Genomic DNA, 24,487 nt, shown 5'->3' with positions numbered 1-24,487 from the left:
GCGCCCGCGCGGGACGCGTGCTACACGGGGATTCTGAGGGCGGCCAGGACCGGGAGATGGTCCGTGGCCGCCCTCAGGTCGTCCCCGGTGACGCCGGGCAGGTCCAGGGGGACGCCCGCGCCGAGGACCTCGATGCCCTTGCTGGCGAAGACCGCGTCGATGCGCTGCCGGGGCGCGTGCGCGGGCGAGGTGAGGTCGCCGCCCCAGGGGGCCGTCGTACGGCAGTCCTGGAGGCGGGTGGCGAGCTGCCGGAACACCGGGCCCTCGGGGCGTTCGTTGAGGTCGCCGCCGACGATCACGTGCTCGGTGCCGAGGGCGGTGACACGGTCCATCAGCAGCTCGCCGTGGGTGCGGCGTTCGGCCGCGTTCAGGCTGAGGTGGGTGCTGACCACGCCCACGCGGGCCGCCCCGAAGCGGACCACCGCCGTGGCCAGGCCCCTGCGGTGCAGGCCGGGGGTGAGCGGCAGGAGGACGTCCTCCGTCCGCTCCACCGTGGCGCGCAGACCGCACAGGATCGCGGGGCCCGCCGCGGTCCCGCCGCCCGTGAGGATCACCTGGCCGGTCTCCGCGGCCAGCCGCGCGAGCTTCTTGCGCCACCGGAAGAAGCGGGGGGCCTCCTGGATCAGCACCAGGTCCGGTGCGCACGCGGTGACGATCCTCGCCAGTGCCGTCGTGTCGTCGCGCATCGAGCGGATGTTGTACGTCAGCACCCGGACCGTGGGGGAACCGTCCGGTTCCGTCCGGGAGTTGGTAAGCGGAGGGGTTGCCATACGGTCAATGTACGGTGCCCCGGGCTTCGGCGGGCAGAGAGAAGAAGGGGGGCGCGGCGAACACCGCGCCCCCCTTCTCGGTGAGCCGAGCTACATGACCGGGTCCGGTTCGCGGGCCAGGTCCGCCGCGCCGACCATGCCCGCCTTGTTGCCGAGCTGGGCGGCGATGACGTCGGCGACGGGGCGCCAGTTGCCGCCGACCAGCCAGCGCTTGTAGGACTTGCGGATGGGGTCGAGGACGAGTTCGCCCTCGTCGGAGAGGCCGCCGCCGACGATGAAGGCGGAGGGGTCGAAGAGGGAGGCGAGGTCGGCGAGACCGGCCCCGGCCCAGCGGGCCAGCTCACGGTAGGAGTCCACCGCGACCGGGTCGCCCTGCCGGGCGGCCATCGAGATGTGCTTGCCCTCGATGCCGTCGGGCGTGCCGTCACCGAGCGCGAGCAGCACCTCGGCGTGCTCGGGCGTCGCGTTGGCCCGCTGCTTGGCGTAGCGGACGAGGGCGCGCCCGGAGGCGTACTGCTCCCAGCAGCCCTGGCTGCCGCAGCCGCACATCAGCCCGTCCGGCACCATCCGGATGTGCCCGAACTCGGCGGCGACGCCGAAGTGCCCCCGACGCAGCTTGTTGCCGATGATGATGCCGCCGCCGAGCCCGGTGCCGAGCGTGATGCAGATGACGTTGCGATGCCCCTTGCCCGCACCGAACTTGTACTCGCCCCAGGCGGCGGCGTTGGCGTCGTTCTCCACGACGACCGGCAGCCCCGTACGGGCCTCGACCTTCTCCTTGAGCGGTTCCTGGCGCCAGTCGATGTTCGGCGCGAAGTACACCGTGGAGCGCTGCCGGTTGACGTAACCGGCGGCGCCGATGCCGACGCCGACGATCTCGTGCCCGGCGCGCGCGCCCTCCACCGAGGAGGCGATGGCGTCCACGATGGCCTCGGGCGTGGTGGGGGTGGGCACCGTGAAGGTGGAGAGGATGGCGCCTTCCTCGTCCACCACTCCGGCCGCGATCTTGGTGCCGCCGATATCGACGCCGATGGTGAGTCCCATGAATCCCTCAGTTCCGGTCGAGCCCCGCTACGGCCAACCGTACCCGAGGCCCCGCGCCGGAAAGGCGTCAGTCCAGGTCGATGCGCTCGCCGGGGCCGCCGGCGGGGTCGGGTCCGTCGTCGGGGCCGGGGCCGGTCCCCGGGGTGTTCCCGGTGTCCCCGGCGGTCCAGCGGCGCTCCTGTCCCTGGACGGCCGTGCGGTAGGCGGCGAGGAGTTCGGAACCCGCCGCGGCGAGGTGGTCGAAGATCTCGGGGTTGCGTTCGACCACCGGTTCGACGGCGGCCCTGGCCTGCCGCACGGCCTGCCGGACCGCCTGCTGGGCGGCGGGTCCGGCGACGGCCTGGAGGAACGGGGACTGGAGCCCGGCGAGCCGGTCGGCCACGCCGTCCATCAGGCGGCGCAGCTCGTCGGCGGCGGTGCCGGGCGGCGGGGTGTGCCGGGCCCGGCGGCGGGCCTTCTCGGCGGCGAGGTCCTCGGCGCAGGCGGTGGCCCAGGCGTCGGCGTCGGCCGCGTGCGGGGCGTCCTCGGAGGGACCGGGTGCGGGACGCTCATCGCTCATGGCGGACTCCTCAACTACGCGGAGCCCCGTACTGCGCGGGCTCCCCGGACACGGTTCGCCCCTACGACGTTACCCGAACGGGGGTACGCCGTTCAGCGTCCGCCGCCCGGCCACAGCTCCGGGTCCGGGGCGAACCTGATCCGGAGTCCGCCGTCGCGCAGCCCGGCGCCCGCCACCGTGCAGCGGCGCAGCGCGGAGGGCAGGGGGACGATCCGGCGGAACGGGCCCACGCCGACGACGAGTTCGTCGCCGCGCCGGATCAGGTCGAGTTCGTCCCGTATCGCGCCGGGCAGCGGAATGTGCCAGACGAGGACGCCGTCCTCGGCGAGCGCGTCGGTGACGGGCCACTCGACCGGGTCGGGCGCGGGGTTGACGGCGGGCACGGCGAGCGCGGCCAGGTCGTCGGGGCCCTGCGGGTCGCGCCCGAGGTGCGCCACGGTCCGTACCCGGTACGGCTCCTGCCACTCGGCGAGCGTCTTGCGCTGCTGGGCGGCGAGTCCGGCGAGCCAGGGATCGGCGGTGGTGTCGGGCAGCACCCGGTTGGCGATCACGTCGTCCACCGGCAGCCCGCGCAGGGCGAGGCCGAGGGCGGCGGTGCGCACGGCGTCGGCGCCCGCCGGGCCGGGTTCCGCGACGAGCCGTACGGAGGTGCCGCGGTCGGCGAGGACGGCGGCCACGGCGGCGAGTTCGACGTCCCAGCGGGCCGCCGTCTCGTAGAGCCACTCGGCGGGCATGGGGACGCCCGCGAGGCGGCCGAGGACCGGGCGCAGCGCGCGGGCGGCCTGCCGTTCGGGCGGCAGCAGGCGGCGCAGATAACGGCGGAGTTCGTCGGGGAGCGCGAGCAGCGCGAGCGCGTCGGGCAGCGGGGGCAGGTCCACCACGAGCAGGTCGTACCGCTCGGAGAGGGCCGCGTCCCGCAGGGCGCGCAGCAGGGTCAGTTCGGCGGCGCCGGGCAGCGGGGTGATCTCCTCGCCGTCCAGGCGGGCGGCGCCGAGCAGGTCGAGGACGGTGCCCGCGCGGTCCTGGAAGGCGGCGAGGTCGGACCGGAACTCCTCGGCGGGGTCGGGGCGCCGGACGGTGAGGTTCGCGGCGGGCCCGGCCGGTGTGTCCGCGCGGTCGGCACTCAGCAGCAGGGTGCGGGTGCCGTCGGCCGCGGCACGCAGGGCGGTCGCGGCGGCGACCGTGCTGCGGCCACCGCCGCCGGGCCCCGCGATCAGGAGGGTGCGCATGAGGGTGAACGGTAACGGAGCGGACCCGCCGCGCGGGCGGGCCGGGATGCTCCGGAGGTCAGCCGCCGGTCTCGACGCGCTTCTTCAGGCCCGCCAGCGCGCGGTCGATGATGACCTTCTCCGCCTTGCGCTTGATCATGCCGAGCATGGGGATCTTGACGTCCACGGTGAGCCGGTACGTGACCTCGGTCGCCCCGGTGCCGGTGGGGGTGAGGAGGTACGAGCCGTCGAGTGAGCGGAGCATCTGGGACTTGACGAGGGTCCAGGACACCTCGTGCTCACCGGACCAGGTGTAGGCGAGGGTCTGGTCGTCCTTGATGGCACCGGCGTCCATGACGAGGCGGACCTGCTCCGCGCGGCCCCGGTCGTCGGCGGCCAGCACCTCGGCCTCCTTGACCTCGCCGGTCCAGTCCGGGTAGCGGGTGAAGTCGGCGATGACCGCCATGACGTCGGCCGGTGCCGCTTCGATCGTGATGCTCGAACTGGTGTGTTCCGCCATCGCGGTGGCTCCTCCAGAAGCGGGCCGGTGGGTCTGCGACATGCGCGGGCCGCGCACGTCCGTGCAGCGTGAAGGCTACCGCGCCGCCGGACGCCCGCCTCCACCCCGTCCCCGCGGAACCGGGCGGGCCGGGGTGCTCACCACTCCAGCGCCCAGGGCGTGCCGGTGGCGGCGAAGTGGCCGACGTTGACGCACTCGGTGGCGCCGATCCGCATCCGGCGGGCGAGCGGCTGGTGGACGTGGCCGAAGAGGGAGTAGCGGGGCCGGGTGCGGCGGATGGCGTCCAGCAGGGCGCGGCTGCCGCGTTCGAAGCGGCGCGCGACGGTGTCGTAGACCAGCTCGGGGACCTCGGGCGGGATGTGGGTGCAGAGCACGTCCACCTCGCCGAGGGCCTCGATCTTCGCCGCGTACTCCTCGTCGGTGACCTCGTAGGGGGTGCGCATGGCGGTGGTGAGGCCGCCGCCGACGAAGCCGAAGACGAGGCCGCCGATCTCGGCGCGCTGTCCGTCGAGGACGGTGGTGCCGGGGCGGACGTACTCGGGCCACAGGTCGGGCATGTCCACGTTGCCGTAGGTGGCGTACGTGGGGGTGGGGAAGGCGGCGAAGAGTTCGGCGTACTGCCTCCGCACCCCGCGCCGGATCGCGTTGCCGTGGTCCTCGCCGAGGTCGGCCCAGAGCCGGGCACCGAAGGCGCGGGCCTCGTCGAAGCGGCGGGCGGTGCGGAATTCCACGAGACGGTCGGCGTTCTCCTTGCCGAACAGGTCGGGGAAGATGCCGCGCGCGTGGTCGTGGTAGTCCAGGAACAGGACGAGGTCGCCGAGGCAGATCAGCGCGTCCGCGCCCTCACCGGCCCGCGCGAGGTCGCGTGCGTTGCCGTGCACGTCGCTGACCACGTGGACCCGGTGCCGACGGCCGACGGGGCGTGAGGGTGACATGGCGATCAAGGGTAGGCGTGTGCGGTCCGCGTGAACAGTCGGGGTCGTGGCCTGCGGTTACTCGCCGGTCGGAGGGGGTGTGGACTACTGTCTGCGAAGGAGAGTCATCCTGTGTGACGCGGCGAACATCTCGACCGGCCCCCCTGTCGTAGACGCCATACCGGCGGGTAACGTCCGGCCCGTCCAGTCGTGCTCCGGCACGTCGGTGTCCGTCAGCGGAACCCGGCGTACGGAGCACTGCCCGAGCCTTGGACCACACCGTCGCATCACACAGTGTCGTGGCGCCGGCGCCCTATGAGGAGCAGCAGTCTTGCGCGAGTTCAGCCTTCCGGCTTTGTACGAGGTCCCCGCGGACGGCAACCTGACCGACATCGTCCGGAGAAACGCCGCGCAGCATCCCGATGTCGCCGTCATCGCCCGCAAGGTGGGCGGTGCCTGGCAGGACGTCACCGCGCGGCGGTTCCTCGCGGAGGTGCACACCGCCGCCAAGGGGATCGTCGCCGCCGGGGTGCAGCCGGGCGACCGGGTCGGGCTGATGTCCCGGACGCGCTACGAGTGGACCCTGCTGGACTTCGCCATCTGGAGCGCGGGCGCGGTGACCGTGCCGGTGTACGAGACGAGTTCGCCGGAGCAGGTGCGCTGGATTCTCTCCGACTCGGGCGCGACCGCCTGTTTCGTGGAGCTGGACGCGCACGCCGCCGCCGTGGACTCCGTACGGGAGTCGCTGCCCGCGCTGAAGCACGTGTGGCAGATCGAGGCGGGCGGCCTCGACGAGCTGGCCCGGCTCGGACAGGACGTCTCGGACGCGACGGTCGAGGAGCGCGGCTCGCTGGCCCGCGCGGACGACCCCGCGACCATCGTCTACACCAGCGGGACGACCGGACGCCCCAAGGGGTGCGTCCTCACCCACCGTGCGTTCTTCGCGGAGTGCGGGAACGTGGTGGAGCGGCTGCGTCCGCTGTTCCGCACCGGCGAGTGCTCGGTGCTGCTGTTCCTGCCGCTCGCGCATGTCTTCGGGCGGCTGGTGCAGGTCGCGCCGATGATGGCGCCGATCAAACTGGGCACCGTCCCCGACATCAAGAACCTCACCGACGAGCTGGCCTCGTTCCGGCCGACGCTGATCCTCGGTGTCCCGCGGGTCTTCGAGAAGGTCTACAACTCCGCGCGCGCCAAGGCGCAGGCCGACGGCAAGGGTGCCGTCTTCGACAAGGCCGCCGACACCGCGATCGCCTACAGCAGGGCGCTGGACACCCCGGCGGGGCCCTCGCTGAAGCTGCGCCTCAAGCACAAGGTCTTCGACAAGGTCGTCTACAGCAGGTTGCGCGCGGTGCTCGGCGGGCGGGGCGAGTACGCCATCTCCGGCGGGGCTCCGCTGGGCGAGCGGCTCGGACACTTCTTCCGGGGCATCGGGTTCACGGTGCTGGAGGGGTACGGGCTCACCGAGTCCTGTGCCGCGACCGCGTTCAACCCCTGGGATCGGCAGAAGATCGGCACGGTGGGGCAGCCGCTGCCCGGTTCCGTCATCCGGATAGCGGACGACGGGGAGGTGCTGCTGCACGGGGAGCACCTGTTCAAGGAGTACTGGAACAACCCCGGCGCCACCGCCGAGGCGCTGGCCGACGGGTGGTTCCACACCGGGGACATCGGGACGCTGGACGAGGACGGGTATCTGCGGATCACCGGGCGCAAGAAGGAGATCATCGTCACGGCGGGCGGCAAGAACGTCGCCCCGGCGGTGATCGAGGACCGCATCCGCGCCCACGCCCTCGTCGCCGAGTGCATGGTCGTCGGTGACGGGCGGCCCTTCGTCGGTGCCCTCGTCACCATCGACGAGGAGTTCCTCGGGCGGTGGGCCGCCGAGCACGGCAAGCCCGCCGGGTCCACGGCCGCGTCCCTCCGCGACGATCCCGATCTGCACGCCGCGATCCAGTCCGCCGTGGACGACGGCAACTCCGCGGTCTCCAAGGCGGAGTCCGTCCGGAAGTTCCGTATCCTCCCCGCCCAGTTCACCGAGGAGTCCGGTCACCTGACCCCGTCCCTCAAACTCAAGCGGAACGTGGTGACCAAGGACTACGCCCCCGAGATCGAGGCGCTCTACACCAAGTAGCCCCCCGGAACGGGCGCTGCCCCCAGTCGCGCAGTTCCCCGCGCCCCTGGCTGAGCTGCGGGCAGGCGTGCCGCCAGGGGCGGCACGGGTGGGCGCGGCGGCCACCTCCCAGCGAGCAGCGCCTGTTGCCCCGCCCGGCCCGCAACAACGCCGCTCACGTGCACGTCGTACGTGGCTGGTCGCGCAGTTCCCCGCGCCCCTGGGGAGTCGGTCTGCGCCCCGGCTTCATCGGCACCCCGTACCGGAGTTGCTCGCGCAGTTCCCCGCGCCCCTCAAGGGGCTACAGCAACCCCTCCAGGCGCCCCGCGAGCAGATCCCAGCGCCAGCGTTCCTCGACCCAGGCGCGTCCCCGTGCGCCCATGCGGCGGCGCAGCTCGGCGTCGTCCAGGAGGGTCACGATGCGGTCGGCGGAGTCGGAGGGGGAGGAACCGCGGACGATCCAGCCGGTCTCACCGTCGAGGACCGCGTCCGGGGCGCCGCCGGAGTCACCGGCGATGACGGGGAGGCCGGTGGCGGAGGCTTCCAGGTAGACGATGCCGAGACCCTCGACGTCGAGACCGCGCCGCCGGGTGCGGCAGGGCATGGCGAAGACGTCACCGGCACCGTAGTGGGCGGGCAGGTCGGCCCAGGGGACGGCACCGGTGAAGCGGACGGAGGCGGAGACACCGGTGTCGTGGGCGAGGCGGCGCAGATCCGCCTCGTAGGGCCCGCCGCCGACGATCAGCAGCACCGCGTCCGGCACGGACGCGAGGACCGCGGGCATGGCCCGGATCAGGGTGTCCTGCCCCTTGCGCGGCACGAGCCGCGAGACGCACACCACGACGGGCCGGTCGGTGAGCCCGAGCCGCGCCCGGACCTCGGCGCCACCGGAACCGGGATGGAAGGTCTTCTCATCGACACCGGGCGGCAGTTGGACCATCCGACCGGCGGCGGCGGGAGTCAGCGCGCCCGCGATCCGGGACCGGGTGTACTCCCCGAGGTAGGTCATCGTGTCCGTGGACTCCCCGATGCGCCGCAGCAGTTGGCGGGCGGCGGGCAGTTGCGCCCACCCCGCCTCGTGGCCGTGGGTCGTGGCGACCAGCCGCTCCGCCCCGGCCGCCCGCAGCGCGGGTGCCATCAGGCCGAGCGGCGCGGCGGCCCCGAACCACACGGAGGTGCACCCGTGTTCGCGGAGCAGCCCGACGGCCCGCCGGGTCACGGCGGGAGTGGGCAGTAGCATCGTCGTACGATCGCGGACGACGGTGAAGGGCTGCTCGGCGTCGAACGCGGCCGTGGCCCCGGTGCGCGGCTCGTCCCGCTTCCAGGTCGAGGCGTAGACGACCAGCCGCGCGGGGTCCAGGCGCAGCGCCATGTTGTGCAGGAACGCCTGGATGCCGCCCGGCCGGGGCGGGAAGTCGTTGGTCACGATCAAGGTCTTGTGCATCGCGGCCGACCCTACCGGGCAGCCCTTCGGCCCCGCCTCCGCGCCCGCGCGCGGCGGCGCGGGCACCATGACGCTCGGGACACGGGACGGACGGTACGCACGGGTGGACACGACGGCAGGGGTGGACGCCACGGCCGGAGCACCGCGGGGCACGGCACCCGGCGCGCCGGGGACGGCGGGCGGCGCGGCCGGGACCGGGACCCCGGTGCGGCCCCGCGTCGTCCCGGCCGCGCTCGCCTGGTGCGCGACGCGCGTCCTCGTCGTCCTGATGGTCCTGCGCGTTCTGCCGGTCCCCGGCGTGGACGTCACCTCGGACGTCTCGGTGATCTACCGGGGCTGGTACGACGTGCTCCGGCACGGCACCTTCCCGCTGGCGGACGTGACCTGGCAGTACCCGCCCGCCGCCGCGCTCCCCGTCCTCTCCCCCGGCCTGCTGCCGTTCCTGTCGTACCTGCACGCCTTCGTCGTCCTGGTGGCCCTCGCGGACCTGGCCGTGCTGGTGATGCTGCTGCGCGCGGGCCGCGCCCCGGACCGCTCCGGGCGCGGGGTGTGGTTCTGGATCGCGGGCGTGCCGCTGCTCGGCCCGACCGGCTACGCCCGCTACGACCTGATGGTGACGGCGGTCGCGGTGGCCGCTCTCCTCGCGGGCGTCCGGCACCCCAGGCTGCTGGGCGCGCTGGCCGCGTTCGGCGCGCTGCTGAAGGTGTGGCCGGTGCTGCTGCTGCTCGGCTCGGACAAGCCGCGCGCCTGGGCGTCGGCGGCGGTGACGGCGGCCGGGACGGCGCTGGTGTTCACGCTGGCCATGCCGGGCGCGTTCGCGTTCCTCACCTTCCAGCGGGACCGGGGCACGGAGGTGGAGTCGCTGGGCGGCCTGGTCTTCCATGTGGCCCGGTGGTTCGGCTGGTCCGGTCAGGTGCTGCTGAACTACGGCTCGATCGAGTTCGTCGGCCCGTACGTGGACGTGGTGAGCACGCTGGCGCTGGCGCTGACCGGGGCGGTGTTCGGCTGGCTGCTGCTGTGGCGGCTGCGGGCCCGCCGGTTCACCCCGCGGGTGCTGGCGGACGCGGCGTTCACCGCCGTTCTGCTGTCCACGGTGACCAGCCGGGTGATCAGCCCGCAGTATCTGCTGTGGCTGCTGGGGCTGGCCGCCGTCTGCCTGTGCTTCACCGGGAGCGCGATGGGCGGCCCGGCCCTGCTGGTGCTGGCCGCGACCGCGCTGACCGCGCTGGAGTTCCCCTCCGGGTTCGGGCACGTGGTGGCGAGCGACGCGTACGGGCTGACCCTGCTGTTCCTGCGGAACGGGCTGCTGGTCGCGGCGGGCCTGTGGTCGGCCCGCGTGCTGTGGCGGGCGACGGTGCCGGTGGCGGGTCCGGCGGTCGCCCCGGCCGTCTGAGGTGGGGCGCGGGAGCACGTCCCGTACCGCTCAGCCCAGTTGCTCCCGCACGTAGGCCCGCCACTGTGCGGTGAACGCCCGCTGGTCGGTGTCCAGCACGGAGTGCAGCGCGTCCTCGACGGCACCGGTGCGCCGCGGGTGGGTGCCGACCGCGCGGTAGAAGGCGCCGAGCCGGTCGGCGCCCCAGCGGTCGGCGATCATCCGGCAGGCCAGCCAGCCGCTCTCGTACGCCTGGGCGAGCTTCACGGGGTCGCTGCTGAACCTGAAGTCCCGGTCGGCGGGCAGGGTTTCGGGCTCGCGGTCGTCGTGGACGGCGCGGGCGAGTTCGGGGGCGACCTCGGTGGGGGTGCGGCCGGTGGCGAGGTAGCCGGTCCAGTCGGCGTAGCCCTCGGAGAGCCAGAGCGGGGTGGCGGGGCCGGTGTCGGCGCGGGTGGCGACATGGGTGGTCTCGTGGGTGAGCACGACCTGCTTGCCGACGTCGCCGAGGAGCGCGTACGCCTCGGGGTTGACGACCACCCGGTCCGCCGGGGTGCGCCCGGAGCCGCCCGCCTCGCCGGTGGTGACGGCGGCGATGCCCCGGTAGTCGGAGGCGGGCGCGCCGAGCAGCCGGGCCATGTCCTGAAGGGTCGCGGGGACCAGGACGACGACCCGGCGGGGCCAGCGCGAGCCCCACTCGCGGGAGACGGCCGGGACGGCGCGGTCGGCGAGCCGGGCGTAGGCGCGCAGCTCGGCGGCGGGCCGCCCGGCGCCCAGGACCAGGCTGTGGCTGCCGCGCACGGCGGTGACGGTGCCCTGGTCCCACAGCTGCTGTCCGGCGCCGGAGGCGGGCCGGTCGGCGGTGACGTACCAGCCGCCGTTCGCGGTGCGGGCCAGGGTGAGGGTGCGGCGGGCGTCGATGGGGGCGCTGTCGTAGCCGGAGATCCGGTAGCCGAGGTCGGCGTCGGCGGTGGCGTCGGAGCCGTCCAGGCGCAGCGCGGTGATCCGGTACGTCCAGGAGACCAGCGGCAGGGCGTGGAGCCTGGCGTACCCGGTGCGGGTGCCGGTGTCGCCGTAGGCGTGCTCGTCGTGCCGGAGCAGGGCGGCGGAGCGGCGGTCCAGGAGCCGCTGCACCTCGCCGCGCGCGGGGTCGGCCGCCGCGCGCCCGCCGCACCCGGCGAGGACGGGCGCGAGCAGGGCGCAGAGGGCCGCGGCGGTCGCGGCCCGTCGCGCACCTCGGCTGCCGGCCATTCGACGATCGTACGGGCCGGGTGCGGGTCAGGGACGGGTGACCGAGGAGATCGGCATCATGCCGACCGGGTCGTAGCGCACCGGGGCGCCCGGATAGGGGGCGTGGATGACCTGGCCGTGGCCGACGTACATGCCGACGTGGCTGGCGTCGGAGCGGTAGACGACGAGGTCGCCGGGGCGGGCCTCGGAGAGCGGGACGCGGCGGCCCGCGGAGCGCTGCTCCTGGGAGGTGCGGGGCAGCTGGACCCCGGCGTGGGCGTACGACCACTGCATGAGGCCGGAACAGTCGAAGCCGGTGGGCCCGTTGGCGCCCCAGACGTAGGGGCGGCCGAGGGCGGTGCGGGCGGCGGCCACCGCGGCGGCGGCGCGGGCGTCGGGGGCGCCGTCGCCGCTGGGCGCGGGGAGCGCGTCCCGGCCGGAGCGGGAGGCGCGGCCCCAGGCGTCGCGTTCGGCGGCGGGCAGTGCGGCGAGCAGCCGCTGGGCCCGGGCGAGTTTGCCCTCGACGGTGCGTTTGTGGGCGGCCACCTGCTTGCGGCTGCGCTCCAGGTCGGTGAGCCGGTCCTCGGCCTCGGCGCGGTCCTGGGCGAGTCCGCGCAGTGCGGAGCGGAGTTCGCGGAGCCGTCCGGCCTGCCGCTGCCCGACCCGGTCGAGGGCGGTGGCCCTGTCGAGGTAGTCGTCGGGGTGCGCGGAGAAGAACAGCGCGACGGCCGGGTCCACCCCGCCGGAGCGGTACTCGGCCCCGGCGAGTGAACCGAGCGATTCCCGCAGGTCGTTGACGCGCTGCTGCTGCCGGGCGATGCGGTCCTGGTCCTGCCGGATCTCGCGGCGCAGGACTCCGGCGCGTTCGTCGGCCCGGTCGTAGTCCTGGGTGGCGCTCTCGGCCTCGGCGTAGAGCCGGTCCACCTCGGCGCGTCCGCCGCCGGGAGCGGCGTCGGCCGGTACGGCGCCCAGGGCCGCGGCGGCGGCCGACAGCGCGCAGAGGGCGGCACCGGTGCCCCGGTCGAGACCGGACGGTGCGGAACGGCGATGGGACCCCACGGATGTCCTTCCGCTGGCGGACTGCGGCCGTTTCCCCGGCGCCGGGGAAACGCGGCAGACAGTAGCGCCGCGGAGGGGGGCGGGCCAACGACCCGGTGGCGGGGGCAAACCGGACGCCCCGTCGCTGACGCAGGTCACCGGCGGGGCGTGGAGTCGGTTCGGGTCACCGTGATTCGCCCGTTCGGGCGCTCGCCGACGTGTCGCGGCGACGGATTTCCGGGGTACGGCGGGTCAGACGCGGACGCCGAACTGGAACGGCATGTTGCCGATCGCCTCGTAGCGGACGACGGCGCCGGTGTGCGGGGCGTGCAGCACCTGGCCGTTGCCCGCGTAGAGGCCGACGTGGTGCAGGTCGCCGTAGAAGAACACCAGGTCGCCGACCTGGAGTTGGCTCATGGAGAGGTGCGGGCCGATGGTGGCCTGGGCCTCGGAGGTGCGCGGGATGGAGACACCGGCCTGGGCGTACGCCCAGGAGGTCAGGCCCGAGCAGTCGAACGAGGAGGGGCCGGAGGCGCCGTAGACGTACGGGGAGCCGATGCGGCCCTGGGCGGCGGCGAACGCGGCGGCGGCGCGGCCGGAGGCGGGCGGGGTGTCACCGAGGTCGACGCGCTCGGTGGAGGACCGGCTGGCCCGCTCCTGCTGGGCGGCCAGGTCGGCCTTCTCCTTGGCGGTCATGCTGTTGAGCAGCCGCTGCGCGTCGGCGAGCTTGCCCTGGACCGTCTTCTTCTGCTTGCCCAGCTCGGTGCGGGTGGCGTCGAGGTCCTTGAGTTTCTCGGTGGCCTCGGCGCGTTCCTGGGCGAGTTCGCGCTGCTTGTCCTGGATCTTCTTCAGCGCCTCGACCTGCTGGCTGCTCAACTGGTCGAGCGTGGACGCCTTGTCGAGGTAGTCGTCCGGGTCGGCCGACAGGAACAGCTGGACCGAGGGGTCGATGCCGCCGGAGCGGTACTGCGCGCTGGCGAGCGAACCCAGGCCGTCGCGCAGCTTGTTGAGGTCCTGCTGACCCCGCGCGACGTTGTCCTGGATCGTGGAGATCTCCTTCTGCAGCTTCTGCTGCTTCTCCTTGGCGCCGTTGTACTTCTCGGTGGCCTGCTCGGCCTGCTCGTACAGGTTGTCGATCTTCGCCTTGACCTCGTCCTTCCCCGGCTTGGCGCTCGGGGCGGCGTTGGCCGCGTTCGCGCTGAGTACGACGGCGGCGGCTGCCGCTGTGGTCAGCACGGTCACGCGTGTGCGGCTCGGCTGCTTGGATCGACGATGGGACGCCACGGAGTACGAACTCCTTCTTGTGAGTGATCACCCGCTCGGAGGTTCGAACCCAGACCCTAGTGACCTGGTTGTGATCAGTTCAAATCCCGGCGGCGAAAAATCCGCTCACGCAATGCATTCTTTGCACATAACTCACGTGTGGTGATGTCCGATTGACGCTACGTCGCGTGAAGGTTCGGGCAATTCGGACCATGCGCGGTCGAGTCGCGCCTTCAGGGACGGAATCCGGACAGGAATCCCGTATTCAGGACAAGCACGGGAGAGGCGCCGCTTCCGGTCGGGCGCCCGCTTCAGGACAGGCGCCCGCTTCAGGTCAGGCGCTTGAGAAGGACCGCGGAGGCCACCGGGCGGGCCCCGGCGCGCGCGACGCCGTCCGCGACCTCGCGGTCGGTGGAGGCGACGATCACCGGTCGGCCCGGCGGTTCGGCGCGCACCAGCTGGCGGATCAGCTCGTCGGCGGTGACACCGGGCTTGGAGAACAGCACCCGCACCCCGCGCGGCGGCGCCAGCAGCACCGGGGCGGCCAGTTCGGCGCCGTCGAAGACGCACGTCACCTCGGCGCGGGTGCGCCCGGCGAGCGCGGAGAGCTGCCCGAGGAGCCGGAGGCGCTGCTTCTCCAGCGGCATCTGCGGATAGCCCGTCTTGGTGACGTTGTAGCCGTCCACCACCAGGTGCGCCTGCGGGAGTTCGAGCAACTGGTCCAGGATCGCCGGGTCGTGCTCGGACAGCGCGCGGGCGGCGATGTCCTTCGGGGTCATCCGGCCCGGCTCGACGGCGTCCACGGTCTCGGCGGGGCGCACGGAGACCGGCGGCAGCGCCAGCTCGCGGCGCAGCCCCTGGGTGGCGTCCAGCAGGGTGTCCAGCAGCAGCCGTACGCGCATGTCCTCCACGCTGCGGCCCTCGCGGGCGGCGCGCCGGGCGGCCTCCAGCGCGGCCTCGGACTCCCCGAGGCGGGCCTTGAGCCGCCGGGACTCGCTCTCGGCGGCGGAGAGCTGCGCCTGCCCCTCGGTCCGCGCGGTCTCGGCGTCGGCGTGCGCCTTGCGCAGCGCGGCCTCACCGCGCCGTACGTCGCTGAGCGCGGCCCGCAGTTTGCGGTGCAGCGCCTCGCCCTCCCGTTTTGCCGCGTCCAGTTCGGCGCGCAGCCGCTCGGCCTCGGCGCGGGTGTGCTCGCGGGCGCGGGCCACCTCCTCGCGGAGCCGGTCCAGTTCGGCGCGGCTCTCCTCGTCGGCGCGCTCGGCGTCGGCCCGCTGCACCTCCTCACCGGCGGCGGTGACCAGCTTGACCCAGCCCGCCGGGCGCAGCACGTAGGCAGCCGCCGCGACGTCCAGCGGGTCGGCGGCGGGCGGCGGCGCGCCGGAGTCGAGCGCCCCGGCGAGTTCGGGCTGTGCCTCGCGGAACTTCTCCCCGATGCGCTGCCGGAAGAGCGTGTCGGTCTCCAGCGCCGCCGCCATCGCGTTGCCCGCGAACTTGGCGCGCCGGGTGGGGGTGAACCGGGCGTACTGCCGCAGCTGGGCCGGGAGTTCGGTGACGGTGAGGGTGCCGAAGCCGTCCGAGACGATCTGCACCACCCGGCGCCGCACGCCGTCGGGCAGCGGACGGTCGAGCACCTCGGCGGTGCCGTCGCCCGGCCCGCTCGCGGTCTGAGCCATCCGTCACACCCCACTAGTCCGCGGGGGCCGCTCCGCTCAGGAGTCGGCGCCCGGCCTGTCCACCAGTTCCACCTGATCCACCGCGTTGCACCAGCGGCAGCGGACCGATTCGATGGTCTCACTGACCACCTCGCGCTCCTCCACACCGGGCTCCCCGGCGAGGTCGAGGTGAACGTACTCCACGACACGGGAGGAACGGGTCACGTCGAACCGGGTCAGGTTGCCGCAGAGGGTGCAGCGCCAGCGCGTCGTGGCGGTCGGCAGGGGAACCGTCATCGTGCTCCTTCGCTTCCTTCTCGGAGATCCTCGTCCGCGCCGCGCGGGCGACGCGTATGGCTCGTAACCCTACGGCCTGCGGGGGTGCCGCCGCCCGTCCGTCCACGGCGGCGAGGCAGTCTGTGCGGTTGCGCCCCTTACGTCATGCTCTGTAGTCATGATCACCACTTGGCGGACGGCGGCCGTCCGCACCGTAGGCGCGGTCCGGGACGGCCGGGCGCCGATGACGTGCGTGCTGATGGGGCTGTGCGTCCTGATCTTCGCGCTCGGCCCCGCCTCCGGGCTGGTCCCCGGCTACGGCACCGGGACCGCGCTGGAGTCGGCGCAGCGGGCGTACTTCCGGCACTGGGGGGTGGTCCCGGCCGAGCTGTTCGCCGGGTCGCCGCGCGCCGCGCTGACCCCGTTCACCGCGCTGTTCGTGCACGGGAGCTGGGTGCATCTGCTGGGCAACATGCTGTTCCTCTTCGTCTTCGGTCCGATGACCGAGGAACGCATGGGCCGCGTCGAGTACACCCTGTTCTACGTCGGCTGCGGCTATCTGGCGCTGGTCGGGTACGCCGCCGCGAACCTGCACTCCGGGCAGTCCCTGGTGGGCGCGTCCGGGGCGATCGCGGCGGTGCTCGGCGCGTTCCTCCCCCTCTTCCCGCGCGCCCGGGTGACCAGCCTGCTGCCGTTCCTCTTCTTCGTCCCGGTGCGCTTCCCGGCCTGGGTGGTGCTGCCGTTCTGGGTGACCCTCCAGTGGCTCTCGGCGGGCCGCGCCGACGAGGGGCCGGGCGTCGCCTACCTCGCCCACCTGATCGGCTTCGGTCTCGGGCTCGGCTACGCGTGGGCCCGCTTCGGCCGCCCGGCTAGAGTGAGGGCCGCCACCGTGGCCCCGGCAGCCGAGGGAGAGAACCCGTCGTGATCACCGCGATCGTCCTGATCAAGACCAGCGTGGACCGCATCCCCGAGATCGCGGAGCGGATCGCCGCGCTGGACTCGGTGAGCGAGGTCTTCTCCGTCACGGGCACCTACGACCTGATCGCGATGGTCCGCGTCGCCCGCCACGAGGACCTCGCCGAGGTCATCCCCGGCAGCATCAGCAAGATCCCCGGCGTCCTCGGCACGGACACCCACGTCGCGTTCCGGACGTACTCCCAGCACGACCTGGAAGCCGCCTTCGCCATCGGGCTCGACTCCTGACGCCGGGCCCCGCCTCCCGCTGAGACCGGGCCCGGAGCACGGACCGGGCGTCAGACCGCCGGGACGCACCGCCCGCCCTCGGTCCGGTACGTCCACCGCGCGCCCCGCGTGACCAGTTCCCGCACGGCGTTGACGAACCGCTCGACGTGCTCGTCCGGGGTGCCCGCGCCGAAGCTGACCCGGATCGCGTTCAGCGACCGCTCACCGGGCGCCCCCTCCGGCGCCCCGCACTCCCCCGCCTCACCGGGGTCGCCGCCGAGCAGCGTCCGCACCAGCGGGTGGGCGCAGAACAGCCCGTCCCGCACCCCGATGCCGTACTCGGCGGAGAGCGCGGCGGCGAAGTGCGAGCTGTTCCAGCCCTCGACCACGAAGGACAGCACCCCCACACGCGGGGCGTCCTCCCCGAACAGCGACAGCACCCGCACCTCGGGCACCTCCGCGAGCCCCGCCCGCAGCCGGGCGACCAGCTCCCCCTCACGGGCGGCCAGCGCGGCGAAGCCCGCCTCGGTGAGCGCGGTGCAGGCGGAGGCGATGGCGTAGGCGCCGATGACGTTCGGGGACCCGGCCTCGTGCCGGGCGGTGCTCTCGTGCCACTCCACGTCCACGCCCCCGTCCGCGCGCCGGGCGACCGTACGGCTGGCGCCGCCGCCCGCGAGGTACGGCTCGGCCGCCGTCAGCCAGTCGGCGCGCCCGGCGAGCACCCCGGAGCCGAACGGCGCGTACAGCTTGTGCCCGGAGAAGGCGACCCAGTCCACGTCCAGACCGGTCACGGAGACCGGGTGGTGCGGGGCGAGCTGGGCGGCGTCCAGCACGATCCGGGCGCCGTGCGCGTGGGCGGTGGCGGCCAGTTCGCGCACCGGCCACAGCTCGCCGGTGACATTGGAGGCACCGGTGACGCAGACCAGTGCCGGGCCGTGCGGGTCCCGTGCGGCGAGGGCCCGCTCCAGCGTCTCGACCGCCTGCCCGGGGGTGCGGGGCGCGTCGAGGAAGGTGACCCGCGCCCCGCGCCAGGACAGCAGGGCGGCGTGGTGCTCGGTCTCGAAGACGAACACCTCGCACCCGACGGGCAGCGCGTGGGCCAGCAGGTTCAGCGAGTCGGTGGTGGACCGGGTGAAGACGACGTGGTCGGTGTCCCGGCAGCCGAGGAAGTCCGCGACCGTCCGGCGGGCGTTCTCGAACAGGTCGGTGGAGAGCTGCGAGAGGTACCCGGCACCCCGGTGCACGCTGCCGTAGTACGGCGCGTAGGCGGCCACGTCGTCCCAGACCCGCTGGAGCGCGGGCGCGCTGGCCGCGTAGTCGAGCGCCGCGTACCCGACCTCGCCGCCGGTGACGAGCGGCACGCTGACGTCCCGCCCGAGCACGGGCAGCGGGGCGACGGCGGCGGACGAGGCAGCGGGGGCGGTGAGCGGCTGGGCGGTGGCGACGGACATGGCGAACTCCCTTGTGGAAACGGCGAATCCACCCGCGAGCAGACAGGGCTCAAGCAGGGGTGGAGTGCGGAAGGACGGAAGAAAAAGGGTGTGCGGAGGCGGGGCGCTACCGGCCCTAGATCATTCGCTTCGTCACGGAAGAACTCTCCCTCGTACGACCAAGACCCCTGGCCCCGCGCTTCGCCACGAAGCGCGCGAGGGGTCCGCGCTTGCCGTAGACCTCGCTGCCTACGACCTGGTCCTCACCCGGAGCACCCCGCCACGGACGGAGGGTTGCCGGACAGCCGGCCGGGGCCTGATGGCTGTCACTCATGACCTGGCTCGTATCCTGCCACACCGCCCCACGCGCGCAAGGCGCGGTCCGGATGCTGGGACCGCGCCTCGCGCGCGTGGAGAAGCCGCGGAGCGACGGAGGCGTCAGGCGTTGCTGGCCGCCACCCACCGCTCCAGGGACCGTCCGGCCGCGCCGGAATCGATGGACTCGGCCGCGCGGTCCATCCCGGCCCGCAGCCGCTCGGCCAGCGGGGCGGTGCCCGTGGCGTCGAGGGCGACCAGCGCGGCGGCGGCGTTGAGCAGCACCGCGTCCCGGACCGGGCCGCGCTCGCCGTCGAGGACCCGGCGGGCCACCTCCGCGTTGTGCGCGGCGTCACCGCCCCGGAGCGCCTCCACGGGGACCAGGTCGAGACCGACCCGGCGCGGGTCGAAGTGCTCCTCGACCGCCTTGCCGTCCCGCACCACCCAGACCCGTGACGTGGCCGTGGTGGTCAGCTCGTCCAGTCCGTCGTCGCCCCGGAACACCAGCGAGGAGTTGCCCCGTTCCGCGAGCACCCCGGCGACGATCGGCGCCATCCGGGGGTCCGCGACGCCGACCGCCTGGGAGCGGACCTGCGCCGGGTTGGTCAGCGGGCCCAGCACGTTGAAGGTCGTACGGATGCCCAACTGGCCGCGTGCGGCGGCCACATGACGCAGCGAGGGGTGGAATCTGACGGCGAAGCAGATGGTGATGCCCGCCTCCTCGGCGACCTCGGCGACCCGCCGCGGGGTGAGCCCGAGGTTGATGCCCAGCTTCTCCAGCACGTCGGAGGAGCCGGAGGCGGAGGACGCGGCCCGGTTGCCGTGCTTGACGACCTTGGTGCCGGTCCCGGCGACCACGATCGCGGACATGGTGGAGATGTTGACGGTCCTGGCCCCGTCGCCGCCGGTGCCGACGATGTCCACGGCCGGGCCGGGCACCTCGATGGTGTTGGCGTGCGCGTACATGGTGCGGACCAGACCGGTGATCTCCTGCACCGTCTCGCCCTTGGCGCGCAGCGCGACCATGAACCCGGCGATCTGCGCGTCGGTGGCCTCGCCGCTCATGATGAGGTCCATCGCCCAGGCGGTGTCGTCGGCGGACAGGTCGCGCCCGTCCAGCAGACCGTTCAGCAGCACGGGCCAGGAGCGGCCCGCCGCGGTGTCGCCGCCGCCGGGGGTCACAGCGCTCATGGTCGCTCCTGGGTGTCGTGGGACCTGACGCCGGTCCCGTGTGCTCCCCACCCTATCCAGCGCCCCGGCCCGCCCCGGACACGGCGAAGGGCCCCGCCCGCTGGTGCGGACGGGGCCCTTCGGCGTGGTGTGGCGACGCGGAGGATCAGTGGTGGCCGTGGCCGCTCGTGATCTCCTTGTACTCCTCGACGGTCGGCTTGGGGATCTGGTTGTCCTCGCCGTAGTACGCGTTGCTGAGCTTGGCGCGCAGCTTCTCGCCCGCCGGGACCTTGCGCTCGACACCGTTCTCGTCCACCGTCGCGCCGATCTCGGCGGGCTCGTACTGGTGGTGGGCGGTCAGGGTGTGCAGCTGCTCCTGGCTGAGTCCCTCGTGGATCTCGATGAACTCACCGTGCGGCAGGCGCTTGATGATGCCGGTCTCGCGGCCGTGCAGCACCTTGTCGCGGTCGCGGCGCTGGAGCGCGAGGCAGATCCGCTTGGTGACGATGAAGCCGATGACCGGTCCGGCGAAGAAGAAGATCCGGACGAACCAGGTCACGTCGTTGATCGACAGGTGGAAGTGGGTGGCGATGATGTCGTTGCCACCGCCGACCAGTCCGATCATGTAGACCGTCACCCAGGCGACACCGAAGGCCGTACGGGTCGGGGCGTTGCGCGGGCGGTCCAGGATGTGGTGCTCGTCCTTGTCGCCGGTGACCCAGGACTCGATGAACGGGTACAGCGCGATCACGCCGAGCACCAGGCCGAAGAGGACCAGCGGGATGAACACGCCCAGGACGAGGGTGTGGCCCCAGAAGTTGATCTCCCAGCCGGGCATGTAGCGGACCAGACCCTCGGCGAAGCCCATGTACCAGTCGGGCTGGGCGCCGGTGGAGACCTGGTCGGGCCGGTAGGGGCCCATCGCCCAGATCGGGTTGATCTGCGTGATCGCCGCGATGACCGCGATGACACCGAAGACCAGGAAGAAGAAGCCTCCGGCCTTGGCCATGTAGACCGGCAGCAGCGGCATGCCGACGACGTTCTTCTCGGTCTTGCCCGGACCCGCGAACTGCGTGTGCTTGTGGTAGAAGACCAGGATCAGGTGGCCCACCATCAGGCCGAGCATGATGCCCGGCAGCAGCAGGATGTGGATCGAGTAGAACCGGGCCACGAAGTCGTGGCCGGGGAACTGCCCGCCGAAGAGGAAGAACGAGATGTACGTGCCGACGATCGGCATGGACAGGATCGCGCCCTCGGTGAAGCGCACACCGGTGCCGGAGAGCAGGTCGTCCGGGAGCGAGTAACCGGTGAAGCCGGTGAACATGCCCAGGACGAACAGCAGGAAGCCGAACAGCCAGTTGATCTCACGCGGCTTGCGGAACGCACCGGTGAAGAACACGCGCATCATGTGCACGAACATGCCCGCGAGGAAGATCAGCGCGGCCCAGTGGTGGATCTGCCGGATGAGCAGGCCACCGCGCACGTCGAACGAGATGTGCAGGGTCGAGTTGAACGCCTCGGACATCAGCTGTCCCTGGAGCGGGACGTAACTGCCGTGGTACTCCACCTCGTTCATCGACGGGTGGAAGAACAGCGTCAGATAGACACCGGTCAGGATGATGATGAGGAAGCTGTACATGCAGACTTCGCCCAGCATGAACGACCAGTGGTCGGGGAAGATCTTCCGCATGTTGGCCTTGGCCAGGGAGTAGATCCCGAGCCGGCCGTCGGCCCAGTCGGCGATCCGCTCGCCGGCCGGTGCCTTCCCGCGTGCGCGGGACTCGTCGTTGGTCGCAGTGCTCATCCGCGCTCCCAGAATGCAGGACCGACGGGCTCGTCGAAGTCGCCGAGCGCTTCGAGATAGCCCTCGTCGTTCACACCGATGCGGAGCTGCGGCAGGGCGTGACCGGCCGGGCCGAAGATCACTCGGGCACCGTCGGAAAGGTCGAAGGTGGACTGGTGGCACGGGCAGAGCACGTGGTGCGTCTGCTGCTCGTACAGCGAGATCGGGCAGCCGACGTGGGTGCAGATCTTGGAGAACGCCACGATCCCGTCGTGCGCCCAGTCCAGTTCGCGCTTGTCCTTGATGTCCTTCGGCTGGAGCCGGATGATCATCAGGGCGGACTTGGCGATCTCGTTCTGGAAGTCCTCGCTGGCCTCCTCAAGCCCCTCGGGCTTGGCGAAGGTGAGCGAACCGACGACGACGTCCTCGGGACGCAGCGGCTGGTTCGTGTTCATGTTGACCAGGAGCTTGCCCTTGGCCCACAGGGTGTGGCGCAGCGAGGTGCCGGGCAGCGGACCGAGGTCGCGCAGCAGCATCACACCGGAGAGCGGCACCAGGGTGAGCGCGCCGAACATCGTGTTCCGGATCAGCTTGCGGCGGCCGAGCGCCGACTCCTTGGCACCCTGCTTGAAGTCCGCGTGGACCTGCGCGCGGACCTCGGCCGGGGCCGAGATCGCGTGGCGCTCGGAGGCGACCTCCTCGTCCGACATCAGCGTGCGGGCCCAGTGGACCGCGCCCGCGCCGATGCAGAACAGCGCCGCGCCGAGGGTCAGACCGAGCGCGAAGTTCAGCGCGCTGATGTGACCGATCGGGAAGACGAAGATCGACTTGTCGTGCGGGATCGTCACGTACGACACGATGAAGCCGACGGTGGCCAGCATCGAGATCGTGAACAGCAGGGCCACGACGCGCTCGGACCGCTTGGCGGCGCGCTCGTCGATGTCCTGGATGCGGTGCTCGTGGGGCGGGAGTCCGGGGTCCGAGAAGGGGTGCTCCTCGTCCGCGACGCTCACGGCACCGTGCGGGTGGTCCTGCGCGGCGGGCAGGTTCTCTTCTGGCATGTCTTGGCTACTCATGACTTCTTGGCCTTTGCGGTCCGAGCGGCGACCCAGACGGCTACCGCGATCAGCGCGCCGAGACCGAAGATCCAGGCGAACAGACCCTCGGTGACCGGCCCGAGGCCGCCCAGGTCCATACCGCCGGGCTGCGTGGTCTCCGGGCTGTCGATCGCGTGCAGGTACGCGATGATGTCCTGCTTGTTCTTCTGCGTCAGCGTGGTGTCCGGGAAGGACGGCATGTTCTGCGGGCCGGTCTGCATGGCCTCGTAGATGTGCTGGGGTGCGACGCCTTCGAGGGTCGGCGCGAACTTGCCCTTGGTGAGGGCGCCGCCCTTGCCGGTGAAGTTGTGGCACTGGGCGCAGTTGGTGCGGAACAGTTCGCCGCCCTTGGCGATGTCGCCGCCGGCCGGGTCGTAGTCCTGCTTCGTCGGCACGCTCGGGCCGGCGCCCAGCGACGCGATGTACGCGGCGAGCTGGTCGATCTGGTCCTGCGTGTAGATGTTCTTCTTGGCGACGACCTGCGGTCCCTCGGTGGTCGCGGCGGGCATCCGGCCGGTGCCGACCTGGAAGTCCACCGCCGCGGCGCCCACGCCCACCAGGCTCGGGCCGTTGGAGGAGCCCTGGCCACCGGTGCCGTGGCAGCTGGCGCAGCCGACCTCGTAGAGCTTCTTGCCCTGCTCGATCTTCAGGGACTGGGAGGTTTCGTCGGCCTGCGCGGCGCCCGCGGGCGCGAACGCGGCGTACAGCCCCCCGGTGGCCGCCAGCGCGAGGAGTAGGACGACGAGCGCCGCCAGCGGATGGCGTCGTCGTGCGGAGAGCTTTTTCACGGATTACCCCGGTGTCAGGATCTTCTGCGTCGGTGCTTCTGGATGTGCGGGCGGTGCCCGCTACTTGATCAGGTAGATCGTGGCGAAGAGGCCGATCCAGACCACATCGACGAAGTGCCAGTAATAGGACACGACGATGGCGGCGGTCGCCTGCTCGTGGGTGAACCTCTTCGCCGCGTAGGTGCGGCCGAGGACCAGCAGGAAGGCGATGAGACCGCCCGTCACGTGCAGGCCGTGGAAGCCGGTGGTCAGGTAGAACACCGAGCCGTACGGACCGGAGGACAGCGAGATGCCGTCCTTCTTCACCAGCTCCGTGTACTCGTAGATCTGACCGCCGATGAAGATGGCACCCATGATGAAGGTGACGCTGAACCAGGCCCGGAGCTTCTTCACGTCACCGCGCTCGGCGGCGAAGACGCCGAGCTGGCAGGTGAGCGAGGAGAGCACCAGGATCGTGGTGTTCGTCGCGGAGAAGGGCACGTTGAGCGCGTGCGCCGTCTCCTTCCAGTACGCCTGACCGGTCACCGACCGGAGCGTGAAGTACATCGCGAAGAGGGCCGCGAAGAACATCAGCTCGGAACTCAGCCAGATGATGGTTCCGACGCTGGTGAGGTTCGGCCGGTTGACCGACGGGTGCGCGTGCCCGGTTTCTACTGTCGTTGCTGTCGCCACGACCGACATTATGTCGGTCGCTTATCCCGCCCTCACTCCGGGGGGTGCCGTTCGGAGTGTTGCCGGTGGTCGAACCGGTGTTGACGTGGTGTTCGGAGGAGTAGCATCCGCTGCGAACGACCCTGGTCCGTACGACGCCGACGTCCCGGAGGAAGCATGCAGCCGACCGCCACTGTCCTGGTCTACAGCGACGACGCGGGGACGCGGGAACAGGTGCGGCTGGCCGCGGGCCGCAGGCCCGCCCCGGACGTGCCGCAGGTGGAGTTCGTGGAGTGCGCGACCCCGGCGGCGGCCGTGGCCGAGCTGGACAAGGGCGGCATCGACGTCTGCGTCTTCGACGGGGAGTCCGCGCCGATGGGCGGCATGGGACTGTGCCGCCAGGTCAAGGACGAGGTGTTCAACTGCCCGCCGGTGCTGCTGCTGATGGGCCGCCCGCAGGACGCGTGGCTGGCCACCTGGAGCCGGGCGGACGCGGCGGTGACGCTGCCGGTGGACCCGGTGGAGTTCGCCGGGTCGCTGGCCTCGCTGCTGCGCCGCAAGAGGCTGCTGAGCGCCTGAGCGGCCACTGAACGACGCCGGGAGGGACGGGCGGTGGCGGCCGGGGGGGTTTTCCCCGCCCCCACCGCCCGCGTCCCGCCGGACCTCACACGGCCGTCGGC

General features: G+C 72.5%; 23 protein-coding genes and 1 riboswitch. Of the genes, 5 read left to right on the top strand and 18 right to left on the bottom strand.

Annotation, left to right across the window (positions count from 1 at the left end; genetic code table 11):
- Positions 1 to 20: 20 nt before the first annotated feature.
- The 6 genes from KUM39_RS14610 to KUM39_RS14585 all read right to left on the bottom strand — a co-directional run bounded on the left by KUM39_RS14610 (position 21) and on the right by KUM39_RS14585 (position 5,036).
- The gene (locus KUM39_RS14610; RefSeq protein ID WP_217786048.1) at positions 21 to 770 is read right to left on the bottom strand and encodes an endonuclease/exonuclease/phosphatase family protein; all 750 of its coding nucleotides are present in this window, start codon (positions 768 to 770) and stop codon (positions 21 to 23) included.
- A gap of 90 nt (positions 771 to 860) precedes the next feature.
- Positions 861 to 1,814 carry an ROK family glucokinase gene (locus KUM39_RS14605; RefSeq protein WP_217786047.1) on the bottom strand — a complete coding sequence of 318 codons (954 nt, stop codon included), beginning with the start codon at positions 1,812 to 1,814 and terminating at the stop codon, positions 861 to 863.
- 67 nt (positions 1,815 to 1,881) lie between these two features.
- Positions 1,882 to 2,373 carry a DUF5304 domain-containing protein gene (locus KUM39_RS14600; RefSeq protein WP_217786046.1) on the bottom strand — a complete coding sequence of 164 codons (492 nt, stop codon included), beginning with the start codon at positions 2,371 to 2,373 and terminating at the stop codon, positions 1,882 to 1,884.
- Positions 2,374 to 2,465: 92 nt separating this feature from the next.
- Entirely contained in the window at positions 2,466 to 3,602 is a 1,137-nt protein-coding gene (locus KUM39_RS14595) for an ArsA family ATPase (protein ID WP_217786045.1), read from the bottom strand.
- 58 nt (positions 3,603 to 3,660) lie between these two features.
- Positions 3,661 to 4,101, bottom strand: a complete 441-nt coding sequence (locus KUM39_RS14590) for an SRPBCC family protein (RefSeq protein WP_217786044.1) — start codon at positions 4,099 to 4,101, stop codon at positions 3,661 to 3,663.
- 137 nt (positions 4,102 to 4,238) lie between these two features.
- Entirely contained in the window at positions 4,239 to 5,036 is a 798-nt protein-coding gene (locus KUM39_RS14585) for a metallophosphoesterase family protein (protein WP_217786043.1), read from the bottom strand.
- Between the two features lie 310 nt (positions 5,037 to 5,346).
- On the opposite strand from KUM39_RS14585, the gene KUM39_RS14580 reads away from it, so the two are divergent.
- Positions 5,347 to 7,143, top strand: coding sequence for an AMP-dependent synthetase/ligase (locus KUM39_RS14580; protein WP_217786042.1), 1,797 nt, complete (start codon positions 5,347 to 5,349; stop codon positions 7,141 to 7,143).
- 280 nt (positions 7,144 to 7,423) lie between these two features.
- Here KUM39_RS14580 and KUM39_RS14575 read toward each other — a convergent pair whose 3' ends face one another.
- The gene (locus KUM39_RS14575) at positions 7,424 to 8,566 is read right to left on the bottom strand and encodes a glycosyltransferase family 4 protein (RefSeq protein WP_217786041.1); all 1,143 of its coding nucleotides are present in this window, start codon (positions 8,564 to 8,566) and stop codon (positions 7,424 to 7,426) included.
- Between the two features lie 67 nt (positions 8,567 to 8,633).
- Between KUM39_RS14575 and KUM39_RS14570 the strand changes: the two genes are divergently transcribed.
- Positions 8,634 to 9,959: a glycosyltransferase 87 family protein gene (locus KUM39_RS14570; RefSeq protein WP_217786114.1), complete on the top strand. Its 1,326-nt coding sequence runs from the start codon at positions 8,634 to 8,636 to the stop codon at positions 9,957 to 9,959.
- A gap of 30 nt (positions 9,960 to 9,989) precedes the next feature.
- On the opposite strand, the gene KUM39_RS14565 is transcribed toward KUM39_RS14570, so the two are convergent.
- The 5 genes from KUM39_RS14565 to KUM39_RS14545 form a co-directional block, all read right to left on the bottom strand.
- Complete coding sequence (locus KUM39_RS14565) at positions 9,990 to 11,186, bottom strand: hypothetical protein (RefSeq protein WP_217786040.1); 1,197 nt, start codon at positions 11,184 to 11,186, stop codon at positions 9,990 to 9,992.
- Between the two features lie 27 nt (positions 11,187 to 11,213).
- Complete coding sequence (locus tag KUM39_RS14560; protein WP_217786039.1) at positions 11,214 to 12,224, bottom strand: C40 family peptidase; 1,011 nt, start codon at positions 12,222 to 12,224, stop codon at positions 11,214 to 11,216.
- Positions 12,225 to 12,455: 231 nt separating this feature from the next.
- The gene (locus KUM39_RS14555; RefSeq protein ID WP_217786038.1) at positions 12,456 to 13,487 is read right to left on the bottom strand and encodes a C40 family peptidase; all 1,032 of its coding nucleotides are present in this window, start codon (positions 13,485 to 13,487) and stop codon (positions 12,456 to 12,458) included.
- 308 nt (positions 13,488 to 13,795) lie between these two features.
- The gene (locus KUM39_RS14550; protein WP_217786037.1) at positions 13,796 to 15,136 is read right to left on the bottom strand and encodes an NYN domain-containing protein; all 1,341 of its coding nucleotides are present in this window, start codon (positions 15,134 to 15,136) and stop codon (positions 13,796 to 13,798) included.
- 36 nt (positions 15,137 to 15,172) lie between these two features.
- Entirely contained in the window at positions 15,173 to 15,412 is a 240-nt protein-coding gene (locus KUM39_RS14545) for a hypothetical protein (protein ID WP_217786036.1), read from the bottom strand.
- A 157-nt stretch (positions 15,413 to 15,569) separates the two neighbouring features.
- Between KUM39_RS14545 and KUM39_RS14540 the strand changes: the two genes are divergently transcribed.
- A complete protein-coding gene (locus tag KUM39_RS14540) occupies positions 15,570 to 16,316 on the top strand; it encodes a rhomboid family intramembrane serine protease (RefSeq protein WP_217786035.1) in 747 nt (248 codons plus the stop codon).
- The gene (locus KUM39_RS14535; RefSeq protein ID WP_217786034.1) at positions 16,313 to 16,594 is read left to right on the top strand and encodes an Lrp/AsnC family transcriptional regulator; all 282 of its coding nucleotides are present in this window, start codon (positions 16,313 to 16,315) and stop codon (positions 16,592 to 16,594) included. The genes KUM39_RS14540 and KUM39_RS14535 overlap by 4 nt, the downstream gene beginning before the upstream one ends.
- A 50-nt stretch (positions 16,595 to 16,644) precedes the next feature.
- On the opposite strand, the gene KUM39_RS14530 is transcribed toward KUM39_RS14535, so the two are convergent.
- The 6 genes from KUM39_RS14530 to ctaE form a co-directional block, all read right to left on the bottom strand.
- Complete coding sequence (locus KUM39_RS14530) at positions 16,645 to 18,024, bottom strand: aminotransferase class V-fold PLP-dependent enzyme (RefSeq protein WP_217786033.1); 1,380 nt, start codon at positions 18,022 to 18,024, stop codon at positions 16,645 to 16,647.
- 200 nt (positions 18,025 to 18,224) lie between these two features.
- Positions 18,225 to 18,341, bottom strand: a riboswitch (SAM riboswitch).
- 100 nt (positions 18,342 to 18,441) lie between these two features.
- Entirely contained in the window at positions 18,442 to 19,509 is a 1,068-nt protein-coding gene (gene trpD / locus KUM39_RS14525) for an anthranilate phosphoribosyltransferase (RefSeq protein WP_217786032.1), read from the bottom strand.
- 145 nt (positions 19,510 to 19,654) lie between these two features.
- Positions 19,655 to 21,292, bottom strand: coding sequence for a cytochrome bc1 complex cytochrome b subunit (gene qcrB, locus KUM39_RS14520; RefSeq protein WP_217786031.1), 1,638 nt, complete (start codon positions 21,290 to 21,292; stop codon positions 19,655 to 19,657).
- Positions 21,289 to 22,347, bottom strand: coding sequence for a cytochrome bc1 complex Rieske iron-sulfur subunit (gene qcrA, locus KUM39_RS14515; RefSeq protein ID WP_217786030.1), 1,059 nt, complete (start codon positions 22,345 to 22,347; stop codon positions 21,289 to 21,291). Before qcrA ends, qcrB begins: the two co-directional genes overlap by 4 nt.
- Positions 22,344 to 23,156 carry a cytochrome bc1 complex diheme cytochrome c subunit gene (gene qcrC / locus KUM39_RS14510; protein ID WP_217786029.1) on the bottom strand — a complete coding sequence of 271 codons (813 nt, stop codon included), beginning with the start codon at positions 23,154 to 23,156 and terminating at the stop codon, positions 22,344 to 22,346. The genes qcrA and qcrC overlap by 4 nt, the downstream gene beginning before the upstream one ends.
- Positions 23,157 to 23,216: 60 nt before the next feature.
- On the bottom strand, positions 23,217 to 23,837 hold the full coding sequence (gene ctaE, locus KUM39_RS14505) for an aa3-type cytochrome oxidase subunit III (protein WP_217786028.1): 621 nt from the start codon (positions 23,835 to 23,837) through the stop codon (positions 23,217 to 23,219).
- 147 nt (positions 23,838 to 23,984) lie between these two features.
- On the opposite strand from ctaE, the gene KUM39_RS14500 reads away from it, so the two are divergent.
- Complete coding sequence (locus tag KUM39_RS14500; RefSeq protein WP_217786027.1) at positions 23,985 to 24,386, top strand: response regulator; 402 nt, start codon at positions 23,985 to 23,987, stop codon at positions 24,384 to 24,386.
- Positions 24,387 to 24,487: the final 101 nt, after the last annotated feature.

Source organism: Streptomyces corallincola, from assembly GCF_019104725.1.
Taxonomy (GTDB): Bacteria; Actinomycetota; Actinomycetes; order Streptomycetales; family Streptomycetaceae; genus Streptomyces; species Streptomyces corallincola.
Note: the sequence above shows the minus strand (reverse complement) of the source record. Positions and strands in the feature narration are given on the sequence as shown.